The 21,426-nt window shown below is 22.2% G+C and carries 17 protein-coding genes and 3 tRNA genes; 11 read left to right on the top strand and 9 right to left on the bottom strand.

Annotated features, from left to right (window positions below; genetic code table 11):
- The first annotated feature begins 634 nt into the window (after nt 1–634).
- The 4 genes from EAO23_RS01105 to EAO23_RS01090 all read left to right on the top strand — a co-directional run bounded on the left by EAO23_RS01105 (nt 635) and on the right by EAO23_RS01090 (nt 2,179).
- Complete coding sequence (locus tag EAO23_RS01105; protein WP_158349099.1) at nt 635–1,630, top strand: porin family protein; 996 nt, start codon at nt 635–637, stop codon at nt 1,628–1,630.
- A gap of 241 nt (nt 1,631–1,871) precedes the next feature.
- Nucleotides 1,872–1,956: transfer RNA gene (locus EAO23_RS01100), tRNA-Ser, on the top strand.
- A gap of 27 nt (nt 1,957–1,983) precedes the next feature.
- Nucleotides 1,984–2,054 (top strand) — tRNA-Cys (locus EAO23_RS01095).
- A 40-nt stretch (nt 2,055–2,094) separates the two neighbouring features.
- Nucleotides 2,095–2,179: transfer RNA gene (locus EAO23_RS01090), tRNA-Leu, on the top strand.
- On the opposite strand, the gene EAO23_RS01085 is transcribed toward EAO23_RS01090, so the two are convergent.
- Nucleotides 2,161–3,222, bottom strand: coding sequence for a methyltransferase (locus tag EAO23_RS01085; protein ID WP_158349098.1), 1,062 nt, complete (start codon nt 3,220–3,222; stop codon nt 2,161–2,163). The genes EAO23_RS01090 and EAO23_RS01085 overlap by 19 nt on opposite strands.
- Before the next feature lie 236 nt (nt 3,223–3,458).
- On the opposite strand from EAO23_RS01085, the gene minC reads away from it, so the two are divergent.
- The 3 genes from minC to minE are packed head-to-tail and all read left to right on the top strand — an operon-like array spanning nt 3,459 to nt 5,298.
- The gene (gene minC / locus EAO23_RS01080) at nt 3,459–4,187 is read left to right on the top strand and encodes a septum site-determining protein MinC (RefSeq protein ID WP_158349097.1); all 729 of its coding nucleotides are present in this window, start codon (nt 3,459–3,461) and stop codon (nt 4,185–4,187) included.
- A gap of 35 nt (nt 4,188–4,222) precedes the next feature.
- Nucleotides 4,223–5,035, top strand: coding sequence for a septum site-determining protein MinD (minD, locus tag EAO23_RS01075; protein WP_158349096.1), 813 nt, complete (start codon nt 4,223–4,225; stop codon nt 5,033–5,035).
- Between the two features lie 5 nt (nt 5,036–5,040).
- Entirely contained in the window at nt 5,041–5,298 is a 258-nt protein-coding gene (gene minE / locus EAO23_RS01070) for a cell division topological specificity factor MinE (protein WP_420021827.1), read from the top strand.
- A gap of 14 nt (nt 5,299–5,312) precedes the next feature.
- Here minE and tsaB read toward each other — a convergent pair whose 3' ends face one another.
- The 4 genes from tsaB to zwf all read right to left on the bottom strand — a co-directional run bounded on the left by tsaB (nt 5,313) and on the right by zwf (nt 10,688).
- Entirely contained in the window at nt 5,313–5,984 is a 672-nt protein-coding gene (gene tsaB / locus EAO23_RS01065) for a tRNA (adenosine(37)-N6)-threonylcarbamoyltransferase complex dimerization subunit type 1 TsaB (protein ID WP_158349094.1), read from the bottom strand.
- 57 nt (nt 5,985–6,041) lie between these two features.
- A complete protein-coding gene (locus tag EAO23_RS01060) occupies nt 6,042–7,622 on the bottom strand; it encodes a TerC family protein (RefSeq protein WP_158349093.1) in 1,581 nt (526 codons plus the stop codon).
- A gap of 440 nt (nt 7,623–8,062) precedes the next feature.
- Nucleotides 8,063–8,977 (bottom strand): protease HtpX, encoded by a 915-nt coding sequence (gene htpX / locus EAO23_RS01055; protein ID WP_158349092.1) that lies wholly within the window; start codon nt 8,975–8,977, stop codon nt 8,063–8,065.
- 244 nt (nt 8,978–9,221) lie between these two features.
- Entirely contained in the window at nt 9,222–10,688 is a 1,467-nt protein-coding gene (gene zwf, locus EAO23_RS01050) for a glucose-6-phosphate dehydrogenase (protein ID WP_158349091.1), read from the bottom strand.
- A gap of 418 nt (nt 10,689–11,106) precedes the next feature.
- Here zwf and pyk point away from each other — a divergent pair, with 418 nt between their 5' ends.
- Nucleotides 11,107–12,549 (top strand): pyruvate kinase, encoded by a 1,443-nt coding sequence (gene pyk / locus EAO23_RS01045; protein WP_158349090.1) that lies wholly within the window; start codon nt 11,107–11,109, stop codon nt 12,547–12,549.
- A 332-nt stretch (nt 12,550–12,881) separates the two neighbouring features.
- Here the strand turns inward: pyk and EAO23_RS01040 are convergent, their stop codons facing one another.
- The 4 genes from EAO23_RS01040 to trxB form a co-directional block, all read right to left on the bottom strand.
- Nucleotides 12,882–13,604 (bottom strand): YebC/PmpR family DNA-binding transcriptional regulator, encoded by a 723-nt coding sequence (locus EAO23_RS01040; RefSeq protein ID WP_158349089.1) that lies wholly within the window; start codon nt 13,602–13,604, stop codon nt 12,882–12,884.
- Nucleotides 13,605–13,722: 118 nt separating this feature from the next.
- Complete coding sequence (gene aspS, locus EAO23_RS01035) at nt 13,723–15,441, bottom strand: aspartate--tRNA ligase (protein ID WP_158349088.1); 1,719 nt, start codon at nt 15,439–15,441, stop codon at nt 13,723–13,725.
- 125 nt (nt 15,442–15,566) lie between these two features.
- The gene (gene infA, locus EAO23_RS01030; protein ID WP_158349087.1) at nt 15,567–15,782 is read right to left on the bottom strand and encodes a translation initiation factor IF-1; all 216 of its coding nucleotides are present in this window, start codon (nt 15,780–15,782) and stop codon (nt 15,567–15,569) included.
- Nucleotides 15,783–15,823: 41 nt separating this feature from the next.
- Complete coding sequence (gene trxB, locus EAO23_RS01025; RefSeq protein ID WP_158349086.1) at nt 15,824–16,783, bottom strand: thioredoxin-disulfide reductase; 960 nt, start codon at nt 16,781–16,783, stop codon at nt 15,824–15,826.
- A gap of 316 nt (nt 16,784–17,099) precedes the next feature.
- Between trxB and serS the strand changes: the two genes are divergently transcribed.
- From serS to aroA, 3 genes are all read left to right on the top strand, one after another.
- Nucleotides 17,100–18,410 (top strand): serine--tRNA ligase, encoded by a 1,311-nt coding sequence (serS, locus tag EAO23_RS01020; RefSeq protein WP_158349085.1) that lies wholly within the window; start codon nt 17,100–17,102, stop codon nt 18,408–18,410.
- 98 nt (nt 18,411–18,508) lie between these two features.
- Nucleotides 18,509–19,600, top strand: coding sequence for a 3-phosphoserine/phosphohydroxythreonine transaminase (serC, locus tag EAO23_RS01015; protein ID WP_158349084.1), 1,092 nt, complete (start codon nt 18,509–18,511; stop codon nt 19,598–19,600).
- A 62-nt stretch (nt 19,601–19,662) separates the two neighbouring features.
- Nucleotides 19,663–20,949, top strand: coding sequence for a 3-phosphoshikimate 1-carboxyvinyltransferase (gene aroA / locus EAO23_RS01010; RefSeq protein ID WP_158349083.1), 1,287 nt, complete (start codon nt 19,663–19,665; stop codon nt 20,947–20,949).
- The last annotated feature ends 477 nt before the right edge of the window (nt 20,950–21,426 follow it).

Below are 21,426 nucleotides of genomic sequence, written 5' to 3'. Positions count from 1 at the left end.
ATTTTTTGAATTAAGATTAGAATCTTATATATACAATTGATTTTTTTTATTGAAAATAATATGATTGTTTTTGTATAATAGTAAAATATTTTTGCTTTAATCTATGAAATAGATAATTCTTATATGTATTATTATTCTAATAATATAACTGATTTTATATATTATATATGTTTTTATATATTAGTTATTTTGGATTACAAAAACTAGTTATTTTAAGATTTTTTAGTATTTTTTTCTGTTTTTTTTCTAATGATTGAATATTTTTATGAAAAATACAGGTTAATAGTGAGATGCTATGTTATATATATTGAAATATTTATTACTTTAAAATCAGTTTAGTTAATTGTATAAATAAAAAATTTATATAATTGTTTATTAAAAAGCATGTATAACAATTTTTGTTGTTACACAATTAAATAATTATATAATAAAAATTATAAATATTTTTAATGTACATATTATATTAGATATTTTTTTATTTATAAAAATATATTTATTATAATTTGTATTTTTATACATACTGTTTAGTTAATCTAAGATATTTATTAACCAATAAAACAAAGATATAAATATATATAATTTATTATAGAAACATAAATTAAAGATCATTAATGATGAAAATTAAGGAACATATATGAAAAAAATTACTATTGTATTGATGTTATGCTTATCTAGTTTTTTTTCAGTAGCAGAAGCAAAATCTTTACCCGTTCACAGAAAATGGCATTTTGGTATTCAATGTAATTCATTACACCCTATTCAGATATTAAGGAAATATAAAACTTTATATCATTATCACTGTTATTCTATTATTCAAGGACTTTCAGCATTAAATCCTGGAGTTTTTCTAAAGTATAAATTTAATTCCTACTGGAATTTAGAATTAAAATCTAATATGATTGAAGATCGAATTAAAGATATTAAAGAACATGCAATGCGCACATATTCTTCAAATGTAGAATATGTAGCTAATGTTATATACCCAATTAGAGAAAATATTAAATTTTATACTAAAATGGGAGCACAGTTAACAGCTCATGTAAATGAGAAAAATTTAATAGATGTTTTTATGTTGAAAAAATATAAAAAATTTGCTCCTATATTTTCTGTTGGATTCCAGTATTTATATAATAATTACATTAATTTAAATATGAATTTTAATTTAAATAAATATTTAAATCAAGTTAAATGTAGCTTGTCTTCTTCAATATTAGAAAATGTTAATATAGGGGTATCATGGCAGTTATATCCATACCAAAATTTTTCTGATAAAATTTTAAATAAAAATAATGGAAAAGTATTTCTTCAAAAAAATACAAATCCTGTATATCAAAAAAATATAAAAAAATATACAACTATCCCTCAAAATAATTCTTTATTATCATCTACTTACTGTAATACTTTAAAGTTTTTAAAAAATAAAGTTTCTAATATAAAGAAAAATAGTATTTTTCTAAATCTAACTAGTTATTCCAAAATTTTAAAAAAAAAAATTTATAACTGTAAGTTACCCGCACAAAAAATTTTTAAGAACTCAAAATATTTTTTAAAAAATAGCTTTATAAATAAACAGTTATTTTCTAAAATCTTCCGAAGTAAAAAATCGATAGAATATATCACTTTTAATTAAAATATGTATTTAATTATTAAAATTTATTTTTATTTGATAGATTTTTGAATTATTTTAATTTAGATATTTTATTTAAAAATATTTTTTGATTTAAATATATATAAAAATTATTTTCTGTAATTTTATTTCTAAAAATATATTTTTAAGTTTTTAGTTAAATGATTTTGTTTTTAAATACGTTTTTTATAAATACTTTACTTTTTTTATTTTTTAGTATAATATATTTAACATATTAAACTTTGGAGGAATGGCCGAGTGGTTTAAGGCAGCGGTCTTGAAAACCGCCGATGAGAAATTATCCGAGAGTTCGAATCCCTCTTCCTCCAAAAATAATATAAAAGAAAAATTTTTAAGGCGCGTTGGCAGATTGGTTATGCAACGGATTGCAAATCCGTAGAATCTGGTTCAATTCCAGGACGCGCCTATAATTAAAGTTATTTTTAGTAAATAAAAATAATATTTATGCCCGGATGGTGAAATCGGTAGACACAAGGGACTTAAAATCCCTCGGCTTTTATAGCTTTGCGGGTTCAAGTCCCGCTCCGGGTATTAAAAATATTAAATTTATTTTTTATAAACGCTTTAATTACTTTATAAGATTTGTTTTTTTTTATTATTTCATATTTCATTTTATTTTTATTAAAGATTAATTCACAGGAAATAAAAGAATTTACTACAATTCTAATTTCACCGTTTTTTTTTAAGTATTTTTTCGATTTTTTTATTATTATATTTAATACTTTTAAATTAATTTTTCTATCGCTATGAATGGGGGGATTGGATATAATTAAATTATATTTTTCTTTTATATTAGAGTAAACATCGCTCAATAATACTTTTCCTTTTATATTATTATTCAATAAATTATTTTTACTGCACCAGATAGACAAATTATAATTATCTGTTAATGTTAAATTTATTTTTGGGTTATTTTTTGCTAAAGCAATTCCAATAATTCCCGTTCCTGATCCTACATCTAATATTTTTCCTTGAATATCTTTTTTAAATGTAGATATAAGTAGTTTACTTCCTTTATCTATTTTTTTATATCCAAATACTCCAGGTAAACTGTTAATTCTAATATTTTTCCAGGTATATGTTTTAATAAATTTCTGAAATAAAAATTGTGGTTTTTTTTTTATATTTCCTTTATATAAACAACAACTTCTTGCATAACTTTTTTTTTTAAAAGTAACATTTTTTTTTAATGTTTTTGGAACACTATTTATCCCGCTTTTTTTTTTTCCTATTATGTATATAATACATTTACTTGAAATACAGGATAATAAATATGTTAATTGTAAATTATTTTCACTTTTATTTTTTGTCCAAAAATAAATTAATTGCTGATATTTATAAAACGGATTATAGTGTTCAGTAAGATTAAGAATTATTTTTTTAATATTTTTTTTATACATCATTTTATATACGTCATAATATTGAGTATATATAATTAATTTTTTAAAAAAATTTTCATGAAATAATTGAGAAGGTATTAATCCAGATATAATAGTAGTTTTATTTTCAAATAATGAAAAATTTTTTATTAAAATTTCATATTCTTGTGATATTTTTACTGATTTAGAGTACATAATTTTTATTTTTTTTAAACTAAAATAATTTTATTATATTAATAATACATAATTGGTAATTTTATTTTTGAATTTTTATCTTATTTATTATTATATTTAATTTTTTATTCTATGTATTTTCATTAATAAATCATATAATGTTAATATGTTACTTTAGATTAAATTTATATACAACAATTTTTTTATTAAAATCACTTATATATAATTATATTGTTAGTATTTCGGATTAATTACTTATGAAAGATAAATTAATAACTTTTAAAAAAAATAATTTTACTGTTTTAGTAATTTATTTAAACAATATAACATTTAATTGTTTTAAAAAATTTTTACTCAAAAAAATTACCGAGTCTCCTAATTTTTTTAAAGATATACCTATTTTATTACATATAAAAAGATTATCTTGTTCTTTTGATTGGATTAATATTAAACGCTTTATTTTATCTATTGGTTTATTTTTAATAGGAATTACAGGATATCTAGATAAAAATTTAAAAAATATTATTTTACAGTCTGGTATAACTATTTTTCCTAAAAAAAAAAAAATTTGCAAAATATATAAAAATAATTATTTTACATATCCTAATAATAAAAAATCTAAAACATTATCTATTTCTTCGAAAATTATAGAAAATCAAAAAAGTTACTTAGTAAGTTCTTTAGTTCGATCTGGACAAAAAATATATACTCCGAATACTGATTTAATTATAACTAATAATGTAAGTTCCGGAGCCGAATTAATTGCAGGGGGGAATGTTCATATATATGGTATTATGCGCGGAAGAGTATTAGCTGGAGTGAATGGTGATGTTACAAGAAAAATTTTTTGTACACAACTATTTGCGGAATTAATTGCTATTGCAGGTAAATATTGGACTATTGAAAAAATTCCAAACCAATTTATAGGAAAAAGTGTAGAAATTAGTTTAATTAATAAAGCTATTTACATAAAAAGATTTAATTAAAAATATATATCATTTTATAAAGAGGTATTAATTTTATGTCCCGTATTATAACTATTACTTCAGGTAAAGGTGGGGTTGGAAAAACAACATCAAGTGCTTCTATTGCAACCGGTTTAGCTTTACATGGAAAAAAAACTGTTGTTATTGATTTTGATATAGGATTAAGAAATTTAGATTTAATTATGGGATGTGAGCGTCGTGTAGTATATGATTTTATTAATGTGATTAAAAAAGAGGCAACTATTAATCAAGCATTAATACGAGATAAGTATACAAATAATTTGTTTTTACTTCCCGCCTCTCAAACTAGAGATAAAGACTCTTTAACTAAAGAAGGGGTAGAAAATATTTTAAAAATACTCTTCGATATGAATTTTGATTTCATTATATGTGATTCACCTGCAGGGATAGAAATGGGAGCAATTTTAGCACTTTATTTTGCTGATGAGGCTATTATTGTAGCTAATCCAGAAATTTCTTCTATACGAGATTCTGACCGAATATTAGGTATTATTGCATCACGATCTAAGAGAGCTGAAAATTATGAAAAACCAGTTAAAGAGTATTTATTATTAACTAGGTATAATCCAGTTAAAGTAAATCAGGGGGATATGTTAAGTGTAGATGATGTCTCAGAAGTTCTTCAAGTTCCTTTAATAGGAGTCATTCCTGAAGATATTTCAGTTTTAAAATCTTCTAATAAGGGTTTGCCGGTTATATTAGATGTTATTTCAACTGCAGGGAAAGCTTATTCTGATACAGTAAAACGATTATTAGGTAATAATATTCCCTTGAGGTTTTTACTAGAAGAAAGAAAAAATTTTTTACAATGGTTATTTAGGAGATAAATGTGATATTATTAGATTTATTTTTATCAAAGAAAAAACCTACTGCACATACAGCAAAAAAGAGGTTACAAATTATTATTAATAATCAAAGAAATTTATTTAAAGAACCGGATTATTTTCCGCAATTAAAAAATGATTTATTATTAGTAATTGCGAGATATATAAAAATTAAACCAAATACAATATCAATTAAGTTAGAAAAAAATAGTGAGAATATGTTTATATTAGAATTAAATATTTCTAAAAAAAATAATGTTCGTTAAATATAATCTTATTATTATATAGAATATAAATATCTAGGATATATCTGTGTAGTATGATGTTTTTTATGTAAATTTAAATATTTAATAGTATAATTAATAATATCTTTAGAGTGTGGTGTAAAAATTTTTGTTTTAATTAACTTCATTGATCTTTTAAAAAAATTCATATTAAAATCTAATCCGATAGAAGACCAAGTTCCTCTTTGAGAATATACCATTTTTCGAATAATATTTATATTATGGTATAATTTCTCTGTATGTATTCCGATCCATAGACCGGATTTATTTTTTAAGTATTTTGCCCAAAATATTCTTTTTTTAGAAATTGGAATGGCAATTAAAACACGTTTAATTTGATTTATTCTCCAACTTTGCTCAGATAAAATTTGCAATGTCGAAAATCCAATAATTGGAATTTTATAAATAATAGAAATAGTTTGTGATACACCAATAGAAATTCTAATTCCTGTAAAACTTCCAGGCCCTATAGTGCAGGCAATATATCTAATTTTATTTAAAGTAATATTTACTTGTTGTAAAATTTTTTTAATCATAAACAAAATATTTTTTTCATGGTTTTTTTGACATAGCTTAAATAAGCTATATATTTTTTTTTCATATAATAATGATACAGAGCATGAATGTAATGTTGTATCTAAAGCTAAAACTGTATTATGAAAATTCATATTAAATATTATTCCTATAAATTTTATAGATTTAGTATTTGTTAGTTTAAATGACTTTTAAGAGTATTTTTTAGTTATATCTTTTGTTATTTTTACCAAATGTATCTGATATGAGTTAGATTTTAATATTTTAAAATGATAAGGAGAGAAATAAATATTTTCCCCTGTTTTAGGAATTTTTTTACATTTTTCTATTAAAAGATCAGCTAGAGAGCTACAATTCTTATTTAGTTTAGAAATATCTAAGTTTAAAATTTCTTTTAATAATCTAATTTTAACAGAACCTTGCATTATCCAATGATTTGGATTTAAAATAATTTTTGGAATATTATAAATCTTAGTTGGAAACTTACCAATTATTTTTTTAAAAATGTCTATAGGTTTTATTAATCCTTCAATTCCTTTTTGTTCATTATTAATTAAAAAAATATTTTTTTTCGAAAAAAGTAATATATGAAATATATGTATGATATTTAAAGTGTCAGGTATAATAATTGGAGGGTATTGTGTAGAAAAATTATATATATCTTCATTGTTATCTATAACAGAAATTAATTTTTTTGAAGAAACTATTCCTATAACGTCATTTAATTGATTATTACATATAGGCAACAGTTTATATGAAGTACGTAATATAATTTTTTTTATATCTTCATAATTACTATTGATATTAATCCAGGTAATTTTTTCTTTAGGGATCATAATTTCTTGAAGATTAGTATCACCTAATTTTATTATATTAATAATCGTGTTTATTTCATTAGGATGGATTATTTTTTTGTCTACATAGTTATTAATAAATTGATAGTTATTTAACGTATTTTTTTTAAAATTTAATATTTTATTTTTTTTATATTTTTGATTTTTGTTAATTACTTGATGTATATCATCTATAAATTTTTCACGAACTGTGCTATTTTTTTTAAAAATAGTTGAATTATAATTTTTAACTTGGTTAATTATTTCTATAAACACAGCAAATATTATTGATATATATAGATGTTTTGGAGAAATATAAATACCTAACGATTCTAAAATTAAATTAATACTAATCACTAATAATAAACTTAAACATAGTGTTGTTATTGTTTTTTGTGAGTGAATAAATTTAACTAATATTTTTGATAAAAAAATCATTATTATGGTAGATATTGTTACTGAAAATATGATTAAGAACCAATTATCTATCATTCCAACGGCGGTCATTACTGAGTCAATTGAAAAAATTGCATCTAATACTGCTATCTGAAATACAACATACCAAAAATTTGAGCTAGGTTTAGGTTTTTTTTTTTTTTGAACTATATTAAAAGTATGATGAAATAATTCTAATATCACCTTAATAAATAAAAAAATACCTCCAACTAACAAAATTAATTCTTTAGCTGAAAAAACAAAGAGTTTATTTACCAGAATTGGTTTTGTTAAATGAACGAGCCTTGATGTAATAAATAATAAACCACAACGCATAAATAGCGCTAATATTAAACCGGTATATTGAGCCTTATCACGCTGATCTTGCGGCAACTTTTTAGATAAAATAGCAATAAATATTATATTATCAATACTTAAAATAATTTCTAAAAATATCAGTGTAAACAGACCCGCCAAAATAGATGGATCTAAAAAAGAAGGCATGACAAATACTCCAAAAAAATTAATATTATTAATTATAAAAATAATATTTTAATTAAGAAAATATAAATAAAAATTTAACTATTTTAGTAAAAAATTAAGTATTGTAATCATATATATCTTCTAAATATAATAAAGAATATTTATTTTAAAATTTATTTTTTATTATATATTTAGATCTTTATGATAACATTTTAATGTTATTTTTGAAAACCGATATATGATTTTTAATGTTAATACTTAATTGATCATTTTTTATAAAAAATTAATTCTTTATTGAATTATAGTATTAATAAAAATATCTTAATAGTAATTTATGTATAATATAATATTTCTTATTTTAAGAAAATAAATATTTTAATATAGAATATATAAAAATATAAAATAAAATTCTATTTTAGTAAAAAGTATATTTTTCTTAAAATTAAAAATTAGGCTATTAATTATAAATATCTTTGTTCTTGAATAGCTTTTATTCTATCATCTATAGATGGATGTGAGGATAAATAATAAAATAGTAAATTACTATTTCCATTTATTCCTAAATTATTTATAAAAATAGATTCATCATACATGTAATGTTCCTTTAATCTAGTTAATGCTGCAATCATTTTTTTAGATCCTACCAACTTAACAGATCCTGCGTCTGCATGAAATTCACGTCTTCTGGAAAACCACATAATAATCATGGTAGAAAAAATACTGATAGTAAATTTTGTTATAGAAGTTGCTAATGAAAATAAAAATGATTGTCTATCAAGACATATGCTGCATATTTTAGAACATGAACAATTTCTATACTTTTTTTTCTTGAATATAGGAAGAAATTTTAAAAAATATCGTGAAAAAAAATTCATGAGAATATTAATATAAATATTTGAAATCCCTCGTATTAAAATCATAGTTACCATATCTCCGCTGGTAATATGAGAAATTTCATGAGCAATTACAGCTTCTATTTCTCCTCTATTCATTTTTTTTAATAACCCGCTAGATATTGAGATTAAAGAGTTATTTTTTTTAAATCCAGTTGCAAAAGCATTAACACTTTGAGATTCATAGATTCCAATTTCAAGATTTTTAATACCAGACAACTCAGATTGTTTTTTAACTATTTTTAATAACCATTTTTCCATGTTATTTTTTGGCAAATAAATTACCCTTCCATTTAAAGATCTTAATGTGACATATTTTGATAAAAATAATGAAATTATTGATCCTAGTATACTGAAAAGAATTGAAGAGAATATAATTTTATATATATTATTTAATGATACCCCAGTTATACTTAATCCTCCACCAATTACTACAAACATAGATATGTTAGTAATTAAAAAAAGAATGATACGCATCATCATAATTTTATTTTCCTGACTATTTATCACATATTTTTAAATGTACAAAAACTGATATATTCTTTAAGTTTAAGTTTTATTTTGAAAATACGCTATTATTTTGAATATAAAAAATATTTTTATAATTAAAAATATTAATATTTTTTATTATTCTGATTGCTATGTTAGTATATATATTATATTTTATATTTTAATTATTTAAACAATTATTTTTATTAATTAAATTATATTTAATCATATTAGTTTTTTATGAATTATTCCATTGTCTTCTATCTTTTTTTATTAGAAGATCGGATGACTGAGGACCCCAGGTTCCTGCTGAATAATTTTGTAATAAGGATGGATTTTTTTTATATGCCTGTATTATAGGGTCTATCCATTTCCAGGAATATATAATTTCTTTAGGATGAACGAATAAAAATTGATTATCTTTTATACTTTCCAATATTAGTGTTTCATATTCACTCGGTATGTAGGAATTCTTAAAAAATAATTGATAATTAAAATTTATTTCACAAGGTTTTAAAATAAATTTAGAATTTAAGCTTGGTTTTTTATTAAAAAATTTTATTTTAATATCATATGGAGGTTGTAAATTTATTATTAATTTATTTTCTACATTTTCTAGTTTAGGTATTGAGAATAGTAAATTTATATTTTTTTTAAAAAAAATAGTAATTTTTGAACTTTTTTTAGATAATCGTTTTCCAGTACGTACATAAAAAGGTATATTTTTCCATTTTTTTGTATTAATAAATAACTTTATAGCAACAAATGTTTCTGTTAAACTGCCTGATTTAGCTCCTCTTTCATTAAGATATGATTTTTTAATTTTATTATTAATTTTTCCTTCAGAGTATTGACCGAAAGATACATGATTACTAATATTAGCATCATTAATTACACATAAGGATTTTAAAATTTTTATTTTTTCTTCAGAAATATGTTTTTTAGTCAGTGACTTTGGAGTATTCATAGCTAAGATGGAAATTATTTGTAATATATGATTTTGAACCATATCTATGATTTGACCAGTTTGATTAAAATAATTCCATCTTTTTTCTATTCCAAGTATTTCTGACAATGTAATTTGAATGTGATCAATATTATTTTTTTTGAAACAGTTACTGAAAAAAGAATTAGCAAATTTTAATGAAATAAGATTTAAAATAGATTCTTTTCCTAAATAGTGATCAATTCGGAATATTTGTTTTTCAGTAAAGTATTTTTTAATAGATTCATCAATATTATAAAAATTTTCTAAAGATTTTCCAATTGGTTTTTCTATAATTATTTTAGAATTTTTTTGATTACATTGAATAAACTTTAAACCTTTACAAATCTTTGTAAAAATTTCTGAAGAAACAGCAAAATAATTCACTAGGATTTTATTAGTTTTTGTTAATATTTTTTTTAGTTTTATAAAGTCATTGATGTGATTAACATCCATTTGACAGAAAATTAATCGTTCTTTAAATATATTCCAAGTCTTTAAATGTAAATCTTGATTAAAAAATATTTTTAATGATTTATAGATTATTTGAGTATACTCGTTTAAAGTATAATTTAATCTACTTATACCAATAATTTTCATTCTTTTGTTTATTTTTTTTTTCTGTTCCAGTTTATATAAGGCAGGGAAAAGTTTTCTAATAGATAGATCACCAGTCGTTCCAAAAATAATTAAATAATAATAGTTCCTATTTTTTATCATATTTAACCTTTTGATATATGAATATGTATAAAATGTATGTTTTTATTAAGTATAATACATTTTACTTTAAATAAAAAAATATATTTTTTCTGATAAAAAAATTTAATAACTAATATAAATGATGTATATCTTTTATTTTTCATTTATAATTAATAAAAATTTTTAATAAAAATTTATTTTTTATTTAATAAATATTAAAAATACAATATGCATCATAAAAGATGTTATATAAATAATATATATTATTTTAAAAATTATTTTTCAACAAAAGAAATTACTTCGGTATATATTTTTCTTAAAATTAATTATGTAAATTTTAGAACAGAAACATAACCTACTATTTTAGTAGAAAGTTTTATTTTTCTTAAATATATAAATAATATTCAATATTTTAAATAATTATTACAAGGACTATTACATGTCTACTTCTACTAGAAGAACAAAAATTATTTCTACTTTAGGCCCTTCAACAGATGATGAGAAAATATTAAAAAAATTAATACAATCTGGAGTAAATGTATTTAGATTAAATTTTTCTCATGGTACTTCACAAGATCATATCAATCGGGTAAAAAAAATTCGCTTACTTGAAAAAGACTTAAATTGCTTCATAGCTATTATTGGTGATTTACAAGGTCCTAAAATACGTATTTCTAGTTTTAGTATGAAAAAAATTTTTTTAAAATCTGGGGATAATTTTTTATTAGATTTAAATATTTCTAAAAAACAAGGAAATGAACGTTCAGTAGGTATTAATTACATTAATCTTCCAAAAGAAGTCTCATGCAATGACATTCTCTTATTAGATGATGGAAAAATACAACTAAGAGTTCTTGAGACTAACATGACTCAAATATTTACAGAAGTTATTATTGGCGGTTACTTATCAGATCATAAAGGTCTAAATAAGTTAGGAGGAGGTTTATCGGCAGATGCTTTAACTAAAAAAGATAAAGAAGATATAAAATTAGCAGCTATGATTGATGTAGACTACTTAGCAGTATCTTTCCCTCGATCTAAAACTGATTTAAAAAATGCTCGATTATTAATGAAAAAGGCAGGAGGTAAAGCAAAAATTATTGCTAAAATTGAGAGAGCAGAAGCTGTTGCATCTGATAAAATTATGAAAGATCTTATTTTAGAATCTGATGTTATTATGATTGCAAGGGGAGATTTAGGTGTTGAAATTGGTGATCATCAGTTAATTGGGGTACAAAAGAAATTAATTAAAATGACTAATTCATTAAATCGTGCAGTTATTACTGCTACACAGATGATGGAATCTATGATTTCAAATCCATTTCCTACTCGCGCTGAAGTTATGGATGTAGCTAACTCAGTCTTAGATGGAACAGATGCAGTAATGTTGTCTGCAGAAACTGCATCAGGTAATTTTCCGGAAACTACTGTCAGAACTATGTCAAAAATTTGTTTAGGAGCAGAGAAGGTTTCATGCATAAATTCCTTTCAAAATCGTTTAAATAAAAAATTTAATAGTATCTCGGAAACAATTTCAATTTCGGCAATGTATGCTGCAAATCATTTTGAGAATATAGCTGCTGTTGTTATTATATTAACATCTAATAAAATTGCTTTATTTGCATCAAGAATTGAATCTAGTGTACCAATTTTTTACATATCGAATTCTATTAAAAATCTTCGTTTATCAGCATTATATAAAGGTGTCATTCCAATATTTTTACAAGATATTGGTACTTACGAAAAATCTACTAAAGTAGTAGTACAATTTCTAAAAAACAAAAAATTTTTAAAAAAAGATGATATAATTGTTGTTATAAAAAATGGAAAAGAGAACCATTCTAGGTTAGTAAATACATGTAAAATTATCAATATATGTTAGAAATATTTTAATAATACATATATATTTAGCATAGTCTGTTTTGACTACATATGATCAAACGGACATAAATTATCAATGTACAAATTACAAATTATATAGTAAAAATAACTAATAGTTCTTAAAACAAATTATGTATATTTTTAATGTAAAAATTTTAAATGTTTTATCATATATAGTCAATTCAGAAAATAGTTTTTTTAATTAAAAATTGAAAAATTCAATAATTGTAAAATAATATTAACTATAAAATATAAAAAGATTATTTTTTATATTTTTTATTATAAATAAATATTAAAAAGGAAAAATCTTTGTATACTTCTTATAAATAGATATTATATCTTAGCATTATGAATAACTTCTATAGTTTCCTTTAATTTTTTTAGATTCATAATCATGTTTATAAGAACTTTTTTATTTTCGTCATCAATAGGATATATGTTTTTAGGTTGAACTGTAAGTTTAAATGAACTGAATTGAATTCCGGATATTAAAAAATATTTTTTTATTTCTTTAAAATTACTCTTCTGAATTTTAATTACTAAGTATTGTTTTTTTATTCTATAATCTATTATAGATTTATTATGTTGTACTAAATTAGTAACGATATTTTTTTTATATGTGTCAAGATTTATTTGAATAGTAAATAAAAAATTAAATAGGTATTTAATGCTATTAAATTTTATTAAATGACTATTAAATTTAGAAAAAATATTTCTTATTTGAGATACTGTTCTATTACTATTATTTGTATTACAATGTATAATTATGGCTGTCCCTGAAGGGCCGTACCCTGAATATTTTTTGTTGTAAAAAATATCTTTTTTAGAATTTTTAGTACTTCTTTTTATTGCTTTTTCAATAATATCTTTTCCTACGTTAAATAAACGTGCTTTTTCTAAAAGATTTCTTAATTGAAAATTTTTATTGCTATCTGGACCGTTATTCATGCTAGATATTGTAATATCTTTAATGATTTTTGTAAAAATTTTACTTTTTTTAATATCTTGCGCAGTTTTCCTATGTTTAGTATTTGCCCATTTACTATGTCCAGCCATGAATCCTCATATATAAAATAAAATATTTTTAAGTAAAAGAATAGTGTTTATTAACACAACTATAGTTAAAAAATAAACATAAAAGTTACAGTATAGAAAAAATACTGTTATATTAGAATTAACAGGGAGCACCAGTCATTAAACATGTAGCAGAATTAGTTTTTGGAAATGCAATAACATCAGTAATAGTATCGCTATCTGTTAGAAGCATAACTAATCGATCTAAACCTAGAGCTAGCCCAATATGAGGCGGGGCTCCATATTTTAAAGCATTTAAAAAAAAACTAAATTCTTTTTTTATTACATTTTTTTGGTTTAATTCTAATAAATTAAAAATATAAGTTTGTAATTTATAATTATGAATACGTTGAGATCCACCTCCAATTTCATGTCCATTGATTACTAAATCAAATGCACTTGATATAATTTTTAAAGGATTAAGAGATTTAAAATCATCTAATTTATTTTTTGGGGATGTAAAAGGATGATGCATAGATTTTAAATGATTTCTTTTATTTTTTTTAAATAAAGGAAAATCAACAACCCATACTGGATATATTTTTTTTTGATCTGTTATTTTTAAATCAATTCCAATTTTTAATCTTAATTGACTTAAAATTTTATTAGCAAGATGATATTCTTCTGCTACTATAAATAAAATATCTCCGTTAGATACTAATGTATGTTGAAATAATTTTTTTAAAAATTCTTGATTAAGTTTATCCTTTAGATTATTGTCACATTCAATAATAAAACACTTTATATCAATAACTTTAATACATATAAAATAATTTAAATGTAAATCTTTTAAAAATTTTTTATAAAAATTTATTTTTTTATTTGAAAGAATAGTTACCCCGTTAGGGATATTAATTGAAACAATGCGATATTTAATATTTTTTGATAACCATGGAAATATATCATTAATATAATTACGAAAGATATTTTTTAATTCTATAAATTTAATTGGATTTCTTAAATCAGGTTTATCAGTTCCATATGTAAATAAACTATCACGATAACTAATCGTTTTAATTTTTTTTAATTTAACATTCTTAAAATAAAACCATAATTCTTTTATTAAATCTTCTATTAATGTTCGTAAAAAATCTGATTTTGTAAAAGCCATTTCAACATCTATTTGAGTGAATTCTGGCTGTCTATCTGCTCGTAAATCCTCATTTCTAAAACATCTTGCAATTTGATAATATCTATCTATACCAGATATCATTAATAGTTGTTTAAATAACTGTGGGGATTGAGGTAAAGCATAATATTTTTCTGGATATAATCGACTTTTTACTAAATAATCCGATGCCCCTTCTGGAGTAGATTTTGTAAGAATAGGCGTTTCAATTTCTAAAAATTTTTTCTTAGTAAAAAAATCTCTAATTAATGTTGTGATTTTACTTCTTATTTTAATTTTAGAAAACATTATTGAGCGACGTAAATCTAAATAACGAAATTTAAAACGTATATCTTCTTTATTTTCTTTCTTATAATCTAAAGGTATAGGAATGGTTTTATTAAAAATAGCTAATTTAATAGCTATTAATTCTATCGGATAATTAGATAATTTTTTATTTAAGGAGTAAATAGATTTTTTTAAAACTACTAATCCTTGAACTTGTATACAAAAGTCGTTTCTTAAATTAGATGCTAATGAAAAAAAAGAAACATTATTTTTTTTGAAAATTATTTGGATTATTCCTGTAATATCACGGATATTCACAAAAATTATTTCTTTCAATATTCTGATTTGATCAACCCACCCACATACAAGAACTGTTTCATTTATATTGCTAGATGTTATTTCCTTACAGTACTTTGTACGCATATATATCCTGTTTTTAAAATTACTAAAAAATTTATTAACTAATTGTTTATATCAAAAGTTATGGTAAAAATTAATAACTGTTAAAAAACGATATTTTTTAATTATATAAATTTTATTAATTATATTTATCTACTACGAAAAATTATTCTTCCTTTACTTAAATCATAAGGAGTTATTTCTAAAGTTACTTTATCTCCAGTTAAAATCCTTATATAATTTTTTCTCATTTTTCCGGATATATGTGCTATAATAACATGTTTATTTTCTAATTCTACTTTAAACATGGTGTTTGGTAAAGTATCTATTACTATACCTTGCATCTCTATACATTTTTCTTTCATAAGACAAACTCCTTATTTTTATTTTAAGCTGAAAAAAAATATTAAATATTATTTAAATATTTTTCAGCGTCAATAGCTGCCATACATCCACTAGCAGAAGCTGTGATAGCTTGTCTATAAATATGATCTGAAACATCTCCGGCAGCAAATATTCCGGGTATGTTCGTTTGTGTTTTTATAGAATTATTGTCATAGTTAATTTTTACATAATTATTTTTAATGTCAATAAATTTAGAAAAAATTATAGAATTTGGAGTATGTCCAATAGCAATAAATAAACCTGAAATATTTATAATCTTAGTTTTTTCATTTTCTTTTGAATAAATCTTAATACTTTTCATTTCATCATTATTTCCTAAAATGTCTAATACAATTGTATTAAATAATATAACAATATTTTTATTTTTTTTTATTTTTTCATATAAACGGCTAATTAATATTTTATCTGCCCGAAATTTATTGCGACGGTGAATTAAATAAACAATACGAGAAATATTCGATAAATAAATTGTTTCTTCAATAGCCGTATTACCACCTCCTACTATAGCAACATGCTTATCTTTATAAAAAAACCCATCACATACTGCACATGTAGATACACCTTTTCCCATATATATATTTTCTGCTGGAATATTTAATAATCTTGTAGAAGATCCAGTTGCAATGATAACTGCTTGACAAAAATATTGATATTTTTCTCCATTTATCTTAAAAGGGCGGTTTTCAAAATTTACTGATATAATAATGTCATCTATTATATTAATAGAAAATTTTTTAACATGATTAAACATACGATTCATTAAATTTATTCCGCTGAGATTATCATAATCTCCTGGCCAATTTTCAATTTCATTTGTTTTTATTAACTGCCCTCCGCGTTCTGGACCAGTTACTAAAATGGTATCGATATTAGATCGAGCTGCATAAATAGCAGCTGTGTATCCTGCCGGGCCTGATCCAATAATGATTAATTGTGAATATTTATTATTTAATTGATTCATGATGCATTCCTTTCTATAAAGGTATTTTTGTAAAATATTTTAAAAAAAATAGTTAATATTATAAAATAAAGATTTGTGTATAATTATATTATTATACAATATATTTTGTATACTAAACGTTGTTTGATGTATAAAATATAAGTAATAAACTTTATTTATATAAATAATACTTACAAAAGGAAGTATTAGAAGTTATTTAGAAACTAAAAATATTTTTTAATTATTTTTTATTAAAAATTTTTATAAAAGTAATGAATTAATTATTAAATAATTTATTGACTTTTTAATCCATAAATACCTAAAGATTATAAATTCTATGTTAAATTTTAATGATATTAAAAATAATTATTCTTTTTTTAAAAAACAACTAAAAAAAAGAAACTATCTTTTAGATATTAAACAGTTTAAAAAATTAGAAAAAAAACGGAAGAAATTACAAATAAATAGTGAAAATAAAATATCAGAACATAAAAGATTATCTAAACACATGATTTATCGAAAGCAAATTTATAGTGAAATAGATATTTTAAAAAATCAATTAATTTATTCTCGAAATTATATTTCTGCTTTAAAAAAAAAACTAGATGCAGTAAAAAAAAAAATATATACGATGTTAAGCTTTATTCCAAATATACCACATCCACACACTCCTATTGGAGTAGGAGAAAAGAGTAATAAAATAATTTATTATTGGGGTGAAAAAAGAAAATATAATTTTTCTGTTATTAACCATATAGACGTTGGAAGTCGATTACAAGGTTTTGATTGGAAATCTTCTGCACATATATCTGGATCAGGATATATTATTATGAAAGGTTCTATTGCTCATTTACATAGAGCTTTAGGTCAATTTATGTTAGATATCCATACTAATTTACATGGATATCAAGAAGTATATGTCCCTGTCGTTGTTAAAAAGTCTTGTATGTATGGTACTGGACAGTTACCAAAATTTCAAAAAGATTTATTTCATATATATACCCCCCAAAACAATGATAGAAAAGTAGAAGATAGTGATTTATTTTTAATTCCTACATCAGAAGTTCCATTAGTAAATTTAGTAAAAAATAAGATTATATTGTCTAAATTATTACCCTTAAAATTTACTGCTCTCAGTTCTTGTTTTCGATCTGAGTCGTCTACTTATGGTAAGAATGTTCGCGGGCTTATCAGAAACCGTCAGTTCGATAAAGTTGAAATAATACAAATTGTTCACCCTAGTCAGTCTGAAGAAACATTAGAAATATTAACTCATCATGCAGAAAAAATATTACAATTATTAAAACTACCATATAGAAAAATATTATTATGTACTTCAGAATTAGGGTTTTCTTCACAGAAAACTTATGATTTAGAGGTATGGTTACCATCAGAACAGTTATATCGTGAAATATCATCATGTTCTTTAATTGGTGATTTTCAGTCTAGACGAATTAACGCACGTTATAAAGATAATAGCAACAAAAAAAATTTTTTTTTACATACATTAAACGGTTCTGGTTTAGCTGTAGGGAGAACTTTAGCTGCTATTTTAGAAAATTATCAGTATTCAGATGGACGTATAAAAATACCTAAAGTTTTACGATCTCCATATATGAATGGAATAAAATATTTAAAAATACTATAAGTATATGACGTATACTACGTGATAAATAAAAAAAATAATCATATTTTTGTATATAAAAATTTTAGTTATAAGCTATAAAATAATTATTGGTGAAATTTATGCTTAAAAAATATAATTTTAATCCAGGTCCAGCAATGCTTCCTAAAAAAGTTTTGTCAAAAATAAAAAAAGAATTTCTTAATTGGAATAATTCTGGTTTTTCAATTACTGAAATTAGTCATCGAAGTCAAGGATTTATAGAAAAAACAATGCAAATTGAAAAAAATTTACGGTTTTTATTAAATATTCCTGAAAATTATTATATTTTATTTTGTCATGGGGGAGCAAGGGGGCAATTTTCAGCAATACCTATTAATTTTATAAAAAAATCATCTTTTCAACCAGATTATATTAATAGTGGATATTGGTCTCTATGTGCTGCAGAAGAATCTAAAAAGTATTGTAAACCTAATATTCTTAATGTTAAACAAGTTACAGATACTAAAAAATCATATATTTTACCAGTATCAAAATGGGAAATATCATCTCGTCAAGCATATTTACATTATTGTCCAAATGAAACTATTGAAGGGATAGAAATTTTTGAAGAACCAAATTTTTTTGAAAAAATTGTTATAGGAGATTTTTCGTCTACTATTTTATCTCGTGTTATTAATATAAAAAAATATGGAATGATATATGCATGCTCTCAAAAAAATATTGGTCCGGCTGGTATTACATTAGTTATTATACGTGATGATTTGTTAAAAAATACTAATAGAAAATCCCCTTCTATTTTAGATTATCAATTATTAGCTCAATCTCAGTCTATGTTAAATACACCAAGTGTATTTTCATGGTATGTTGCTGGACTGATTTTTAAGTGGATTATAAGTTTAGGTGGGCTAGGTGTCATAGAAAAAATTAATAAAAAAAAATCAAAATTATTATATGAATATTTAAATTCTACTCATTTTTATACAAATAAAATATTTCCAGAAAACCAATCTCGTATGAATGTAACCTTTGATTTAAATGAAAATCAATTAACTGATTCTTTTGTTAAAGAAGCAGAAAAATATGGATTATATGGATTGAAAGGACATTCCTTAGTGGGAGGGATTAGAGCTTCTATTTATAATGCAATGCCTATTGAAGGTGTGCGTAGTTTGATTAATTTCATGAAGATATTTGAAAAAAAATTTGGTTAATTAAAACAATTCATTATTTAGATTATGTCTATGATATTAAAATTTATAGGATAAGACTTATTATGCAAAACTCTTTAACTTTAAAACCTGTTAAACATATTTTTGGTGAATTAACATTACCTGGCTCTAAAAGTATTTCAAATCGAGCATTACTTTTATCGGCTCTATCTAAAGGTCAAACAATTTTAAAGAATTTATTATATAGTGATGATACAAAGTATATGTTAAGTGCTTTATCTAAATTAGGAATATCATATATTTTAGATAAAAAAACAATGACATGTACAGTTCAAGGATTTTCCGGTCCTTTGTTTTCAAAACAAAAAATTAAATTATTTTTAGGTAATGCTGGAACTGCTATGAGACCTTTATTGGCAGTATTGTCTTTAAAAAAAAATAAGATTATTTTAACTGGTGAGGAAAGGATGCAAGAACGACCTATTCATCATTTAGTAGATTCGCTACGACAAGGGGGGGCAAAAGTTGATTATTTAAATAAAAAAAAATTCCCGCCTTTATATTTAAGAGGCGGTTTTTTAGGTGGAAAAATTATTATAAATGGAACTATTTCTAGTCAATTCTTAAGTTCTTTGTTAATTGCAGCTCCTATGGCAGATATGGACACAGAAATTGTTGTACAGGGTACATTGGTATCAAAGCCATATATTGATTTGACTATTAACTTAATGAAAATTTTTGGAGTTACTGTAAATATTTTAAATGATTATAAATTATTTTATATTTTAGGCAATCAAAAATATATTTCTCCTCAAGAATACTTAGTAGAAAGTGATTTATCCTCGGCTACTTATTTTTTAGCTGCTGCAGCAATAAAAGGTGGTTGTGTTAAGATTCATGATATTAAAAATAATAGTATACAAGGGGATCGATATTTTATAGATGTATTAAAGCAAATGGGGGTATCAATTATATGGAAAAAAAATGTTTTAATTTGTACTAAAAAAAAATTATTTGGTATTACTATAGATTGCAATCATATCCCTGATGCAGCAATGACTCTTGCTATGCTAGGCTTATTTGCTAAGCAACTTGTATATATTAAAAATATATATAACTGGAGAGTTAAAGAAACAGATCGTTTGTATGCTATGGCAAAAGAATTAAAAAAAGTTGGTGCTCAAGTTCAAGAAGGATCTGATTTCATTATTATTCATCCAGTAAAAAAATTCTTTCACGCTACCATTGATACGTATAACGATCATCGTATGGCAATGTGTTTTTCTTTAATTTGTTTATCGGGGACACCTGTTACGCTATTAAATCCAGCTTGTGTAAATAAAACATTTCCTTCATTTTTTGAAAAATTTTATTCTATTTGTCATTATTAGAATAATGTTTAAAAATTGCAATTAAATTTTTACTTAAAATAAATATGTAGTTACTTTTAATATAAAGATATATTTAAATAAATATATGTAATTAATACCATTAAAAATTTTTATTATATAATCAATATAGTTATATTGTTTTTATATTTAATGAATAGAAAATAAATATTGTTTCTAATATGTTTTAAACACATATAAGAATAGTTTTATATAAATTTATATTCATATTTTACTTTTAATTAAACATTATAATTATTTTAAAAATTATTTTAAAGAAAATACTAAAAATAAAGAAAATATTATTTTTTTTTAAAAATTTATAATAATTTTTAGAAAAAATTATTTTTTTTTTAAAAAAATCGTTATTATATATAATAATTAATTAAAAGTAATAAAAGATACCTATTTTTAATTTTATACTTTTATACCTAACACCATTTTAAAATATAAATGGTTTTTATTGACCGCATTATTTGT

The sequence above is a fragment of the Buchnera aphidicola (Cinara strobi) genome (assembly GCF_900560745.1).
GTDB classification, from domain to species: domain Bacteria; phylum Pseudomonadota; class Gammaproteobacteria; order Enterobacterales; family Enterobacteriaceae; genus Buchnera_F; species Buchnera_F aphidicola_AJ.
The sequence above is the reverse complement of the archived record's forward strand: the minus strand, read 5'-3'. Positions and strand labels throughout refer to the sequence as shown.

Excerpts from the sequence above, each read along its gene's own strand:
- serC (WP_158349084.1), top strand. The coding sequence starts at position 18,509 with ATGCTTAAAAAATATAATTTTAATCCAGGTCCAGCAATGCTTCCTAAA.
- EAO23_RS01040 (WP_158349089.1), bottom strand. The coding sequence starts at position 13,604 with ATGGCTGGACATAGTAAATGGGCAAATACTAAACATAGGAAAACTGCG.
- EAO23_RS01060 (WP_158349093.1), bottom strand. The coding sequence starts at position 7,622 with ATGCCTTCTTTTTTAGATCCATCTATTTTGGCGGGTCTGTTTACACTG.
- pyk (WP_158349090.1), top strand. The coding sequence starts at position 11,107 with ATGTCTACTTCTACTAGAAGAACAAAAATTATTTCTACTTTAGGCCCT.
- serS (WP_158349085.1), top strand. The coding sequence starts at position 17,100 with ATGTTAAATTTTAATGATATTAAAAATAATTATTCTTTTTTTAAAAAA.
- trxB (WP_158349086.1), bottom strand. The coding sequence starts at position 16,783 with ATGAATCAATTAAATAATAAATATTCACAATTAATCATTATTGGATCA.
- tsaB (WP_158349094.1), bottom strand. The coding sequence starts at position 5,984 with ATGAATTTTCATAATACAGTTTTAGCTTTAGATACAACATTACATTCA.
- minC (WP_158349097.1), top strand. The coding sequence starts at position 3,459 with ATGAAAGATAAATTAATAACTTTTAAAAAAAATAATTTTACTGTTTTA.
- htpX (WP_158349092.1), bottom strand. The coding sequence starts at position 8,977 with ATGATGATGCGTATCATTCTTTTTTTAATTACTAACATATCTATGTTT.
- infA (WP_158349087.1), bottom strand. The coding sequence starts at position 15,782 with ATGAAAGAAAAATGTATAGAGATGCAAGGTATAGTAATAGATACTTTA.
- EAO23_RS01085 (WP_158349098.1), bottom strand. The coding sequence starts at position 3,222 with ATGTACTCTAAATCAGTAAAAATATCACAAGAATATGAAATTTTAATA.
- aroA (WP_158349083.1), top strand. The coding sequence starts at position 19,663 with ATGCAAAACTCTTTAACTTTAAAACCTGTTAAACATATTTTTGGTGAA.
- minD (WP_158349096.1), top strand. The coding sequence starts at position 4,223 with ATGTCCCGTATTATAACTATTACTTCAGGTAAAGGTGGGGTTGGAAAA.
- aspS (WP_158349088.1), bottom strand. The coding sequence starts at position 15,441 with ATGCGTACAAAGTACTGTAAGGAAATAACATCTAGCAATATAAATGAA.
- EAO23_RS01105 (WP_158349099.1), top strand. The coding sequence starts at position 635 with ATGAAAAAAATTACTATTGTATTGATGTTATGCTTATCTAGTTTTTTT.
- zwf (WP_158349091.1), bottom strand. The coding sequence starts at position 10,688 with ATGATAAAAAATAGGAACTATTATTATTTAATTATTTTTGGAACGACT.